The 3,185-nt window shown below is 51.9% G+C and carries 2 tRNA genes and 2 rRNA genes; all 4 read right to left on the bottom strand.

The features are described from left to right. Nucleotides 1-2,323: ribosomal RNA gene (locus tag B30_RS21115) — 23S ribosomal RNA — on the bottom strand; the annotation flags it as partial. A 467-nt stretch (nucleotides 2,324-2,790) separates the two neighbouring features. Further along, nucleotides 2,791-2,866 (bottom strand) — tRNA-Ala (locus B30_RS21110). 15 nt (nucleotides 2,867-2,881) lie between these two features. Next, nucleotides 2,882-2,958, bottom strand: a tRNA-Ile gene (locus B30_RS21105). Between the two features lie 161 nt (nucleotides 2,959-3,119). Continuing rightward, a 16S ribosomal RNA gene (locus tag B30_RS21100) occupies nucleotides 3,120-3,185 on the bottom strand; the annotation flags it as partial.

Below are 3,185 nucleotides of genomic sequence, written 5' to 3'. Positions count from 1 at the left end.
ACTTTCGTCTCTGCTCGACTTGTCAGTCTTGCAGTCAGGCTGGCTTTTGCCATTGCACTCAACGAGCGATTTCCGACCGCTCTGAGCCAACCTTCGCGCGCCTCCGTTACTCTTTAGGAGGCGACCGCCCCAGTCAAACTACCCGCCACACAGGGTCCCGGAACCGGATAACGGTCCGCGGTTAGACATCAAGCAGAACAAGGGTGGTATCTCAAGGGAGGCTCCACAGGGACTAGCGTCCCTGCTTCAAAGCCTACCACCTATCCTGCACATGTTCGGCCTAATGCCAGTGTGAAGCTGTAGTAAAGGTGCACGGGGTCTTTCCGTCTAACCGCGGGAAGCCTGCATCTTGACAGGCAATTCAATTTCGCTGAGTCTATGTTGGAGACAGCGGGGAAGTCGTTACGCCATTCGTGCAGGTCGGAACTTACTCGACAAGGAATTTCGCTACCTTAGGACCGTTATAGTTACGGCCGCCGTTTACCTGGGCTTCAATTCGGAGCTTGCACTCCTCCTTTTAACCTTCAGGCACCGGGCAGGCGTCAGACCCTATACGTCGTCTTACGACTTCGCAGAGCCCTGTGTTTTTAGTAAACAGTCGCCACCCCCTGGTTTGTGCCCCCAGCTCCAAGTTGCCTTGGAACCGGGCCTCCTTCTCGCGAACTTACGGAGGTATTTTGCCGAGTTCCTTCAACATAGTTCTCTCAAGCGCCTTGGTATTCTCTACCAGTCCACCTGTGTCGGTTTAGGGTACGATCTTATGTAAGAGCTATTTCCAGGAACCTCTAAGCAGCCCATTCAATCCGATAAGGATGAACTACCCTCGAGATCCGTCACTTCTTACTGGCCCAGGAATATTAACCTGGTTCCCATCGACTACGCCTTTCGGCCTCGCCTTAGGGGTCGGCTCACCCTGCTCAGATTAGCTTTAAGCAGGAACCCTTGGACTTTCGGCGACAGGGTCTCTCACCCTGTTTGTCGCTACTCATGTCATCATTCTCACTAGTGATCTCTCCACGGGATCGCTCACGCGCCCGCTTCACAGAAAGCTCCTTGTGTCCAATCCCACCGAAGTGGGTAAGGACACATGGAACTATGTCACACTACGCTCTGCTACCATGCCTTACGGCATCCTCAGCTTCGGCTCATGGCTTGAGCCCCGTTACATCTTCGCCGCAGGACAACTTATCTAGACCAGTGAGCTGTTACGCTATCTTTAAAGGATGGCTGCTTCTAAGCCAACCTCCTGGTTGTTTTGGTCGTCCCACCTGCTTTCCCACTTAGCCATGAATTAGGGGCCTTAGCTGGAGGTCAGGGTTGTTTCCCTCTTCACAACGGACGTTAGCATCCGCTGTGTGTCTGCCATCTAGTACTCCCGGGTATTCGGAGTTTGGTTAGGATCAGTAAGCCTGTGGGGCCCCATTACCCATCCAGTGCTCTACCCCCCGGGGTATTCGGATGACGCTCTACCTAAATAGATTTCGCAGAGAACCAGCTATCTCCGAGTTTGATTGGCCTTTCACCCCTAGGCACAACTCATCCCGACCTTTTTCAACAGGTGTGGGTTCGGACCTCCAGTAAGTGTTACCTTACCTTCATCCTGGTCATGCCTAGATCACTCGGTTTCGGGTCTGATCCCACGAACTCATGCGCCCTATTAAGACTCGCTTTCGCTGCGCCTACACCTAACGGCTTAAGCTTGCTCGTGAGACCAAGTCGATGACCCATTATACAAAAGGTACGCCGTCAGGGCTCAAGGCCCCTCCGACTGCTTGTAGGCGTCCGGTTTCAGAAACTGTTTCACTCCCCTCGTCGGGGTGCTTTTCACCTTTCCCTCACGGTACTGGTTCACTATCGGTCAGTAAGGAGTACTTAGCCTTCGGGGGTGGTCCCCCGATCTTCAGACAGAATTTCACGTGTTCCGCCCTACTTAATACGTCCCTCAAAGCTTCCTATACGGGGCTGTCACCCGCTATGGCCATGGTTTCCAACATGTTCTAGTCACTTATCAGGCTCGGCTGGTTCCCGTTCGCTCGCCGCTACTAGGGAAGTCTCTATTGATGTCCTTTCCTCCGGGTACTTAGATGTTTCAGTTCCCCGGGTTTGCTCTTATAAACCTATGTATTCAGTCTATAAGTACCTGGTTCAGCCGGATATAAAGTGCCTTGCGGCAATTATATCAAACTGTCAGGTGGGTTCCCCCATTCGGAAATTCATGGATCAAAGCCTATTCTCAGCTCCCCATGACTTATCGCAGAGTATCACGTCCTTCATCGCCTCTTACTGCCTAGGCATTCACCAAACGCCCTTTTCGCGCTTGATTTGATCCAGAAAGAGCAAAACTGTGATCCCGAAGGATCACGCCATCTTGCAGGCCGACACAAGCTGGTAAGATGTGACGGCGCGCTTTCCAAACCAAAAGCATACATTTTCCCGCCAGACCTCTGAGGTCTGACATAAGATCACATCCACCGTATGAAGCGGATGCGTCTTGGTTCAAGACCGTGCGATCTTGAACCGGTTAGTGTATTTTGACTTGGACAACACTGCGATTTCAGAAGGGATACGTCATTAAAGATCGAGGAAACAATCTTTAAAACGCCTTCCGCCCGAAGGCAGAACCATCTGAGATCATCCACTTACGCGCGGTGATCAACAGTGTTGCATTTTAATCTCTCTATACGATGTCAATTGGCTCCTTCTTGCGAAGGCGCCGCTGTCCAAATGGACGAGCAAACACTCTAAAGTGCTTGCTGATACATTCGAACTTGGTCTGTGCCGCTTCCGTGATGGTGGAGCCTATCGGGATCGAACCGATGACCCTCTGCTTGCAAAGCAGATGCTCTCCCAGCTGAGCTAAGGCCCCGTTATCACAAAGTGATGGTGGGTCGAGGAGGACTTGAACCTCCGACCTCACGCTTATCAGGCGTGCGCTCTAACCACCTGAGCTACCGACCCAAGACAGACCGGTAGTGGCCTGTAAATTCTAGTGTTACGAAGAGATATGAGGACGGCCTGGTCCGAGTTTGATCAACTATTACGTTGATCTTATGCTACCGAAGTAGCTGCTAAGTGTTCCACGAGTAAGAACAAGTTCTTGCTACTAGGAACATCCTTAGAAAGGAGGTGATCCAGCCGCAGGTTCCCCTACGGCTACCTTGTTACGACTTCACCCCAGTCGCTGA

The organism is Celeribacter baekdonensis B30 (genome assembly GCF_000299875.1).
Taxonomy (GTDB): domain Bacteria; phylum Pseudomonadota; class Alphaproteobacteria; order Rhodobacterales; family Rhodobacteraceae; genus Celeribacter; species Celeribacter baekdonensis_A.
This window is presented reverse-complemented; position numbering and strand designations above follow the sequence as displayed.